The organism is Streptomyces sp. NPDC037288, assembly GCF_055603265.1.
The window spans coordinates 1-1,418 of sequence record NZ_JBVJVY010000213.1; the positions used below are offsets into that span (position 1 = coordinate 1).

Below are 1,418 nucleotides of genomic sequence, written 5' to 3' on the forward strand. Positions count from 1 at the left end.
GGTCGTGTCCCTTGATGTGGTGTAGGCGATCAATCGTCGGTCGTGTTGGTGGTGTTGGGGAGTGCGGGGGCGCTTTTGCCGGGCTCGGTGGGGTAGATCTGGTCCATGCTGCCTTCAGGTAGGTAGCGGCGGGGAAAGGCGATCCACTCGTCGTGCATCTCGAAGAGCACGGCAGTGACCAGCCGCAGCAGTGAGTCGTCGTTGGGGAAGACCTGGACGACATCGACGCGGCGCTTGATCTCGCGGTTGATCCGCTCCAGCGGGTTCGTGGACTGAATCTTCTTCCAGTGCCGTTCCGGGAAGGCGGCGAAGGCGGTGAGGTCCTCCTTGGCGTCCAGGAGCATTTGTTTGACCTGGGGAAACTGTGCGCCGAGCATGTCGGCAACCGTGTCGAGCTGGTTGCGGACAGCGTCCTGGTCGGGCTGGGCGAAGATGGTGCGGATGGTCGCGGCGACCATTTCCGCGGCGTCCTTGGGGATCACTCCGAAGACATTGCGCAGGAAATGAACCCGGCAGCGTTGGTAGGCCGCCCCGATCATGACCTTGCGGATCGCCTTGACCAGGCCCGAGTGGTGATCGCCGAGCACGAGCCGGACACCGCCCAGGCCGCGTTCGCGCAGGTGACGCAGGAACTGGGCCCAGAACACCTCGGTCTCGCTGTCGCCGACCATCACTCCCAGCACCTCGCGGCCGCCGTCCTCGGTGATGCCGGTGGCGATCACCACGGCCCGCGAGACGATCTGGTGCGCGACCCGTGCCTTGCAGTAGGTCGCATCGAGGTAGACGTAGGGGAAGCGGGTGTGGTCCAGGGGCCGGCCGCGGAACGCGGTCAGCTGGGTGTCCAGGTCCGCGCAGATCCGTGAGACCTCGCTCTTGGAGATCCCGCTGTCCGCTCCCAGTGCCTTGACCAGGTCGTCGACCGAGCGGGTGGACACCCCGTGGACGTACGCCTCCATGATGACGGCGAACAGAGCCTGGTCGATGCGGCGGCGACGCTCCAGCAAGCTCGGGAAGAAACTGCCCGAGCGCAGCTTGGGTATGGCCAGGTCCAGGTCACCGGCCTGCGTGGTCAGCGTCTTGTCGCGGTGCCCGTTGCGCAGCGCGATGCGGGTCTCGGTGTGCTCGTTCCACTCCGCACCGATCCTCGACGTCGCCTCGGCCTCGATCAGCTCCTGGAGCATCCGCTCGGCCACGGACCTGACGAGTTCGAGTCCGTCCGCCGAACGCAGTGACTCCAGCAGCCGAAGTAAGTCATGCTGAGACAGGGCCATCATGCACCTCCTGGTTGAACTGGCCGTTTACCAGGGAGAGTTGCATGGTGGCCCGCCTGCCGGGCAGGGAGCGGAATCCCTATCGACACACGCCCCGGGGCGCACGCCCCAACACTGATCGGCTACACCACGAAGCGGGACGCCATC

1 protein-coding gene is annotated in these 1,418 nt (G+C 65.7%); it reads right to left on the reverse strand.

Annotation, left to right across the window (positions count from 1 at the left end; all coding sequences use genetic code 11):
• Nucleotides 1-29: 29 nt before the first annotated feature.
• Nucleotides 30-1,271 carry an IS256 family transposase gene (locus ACZ7GZ_RS43350; protein ID WP_471033366.1) on the reverse strand — a complete coding sequence of 414 codons (1,242 nt, stop codon included), beginning with the start codon at nucleotides 1,269-1,271 and terminating at the stop codon, nucleotides 30-32.
• Nucleotides 1,272-1,418 lie beyond the last annotated feature (147 nt).

What these genes read in the sequence shown, in the direction of transcription:
- ACZ7GZ_RS43350 (WP_471033366.1), bottom strand. Translation starts at nt 1,271, where the DNA reads ATGGCCCTGTCTCAGCATGACTTACTTCGGCTGCTGGAGTCACTGCGT.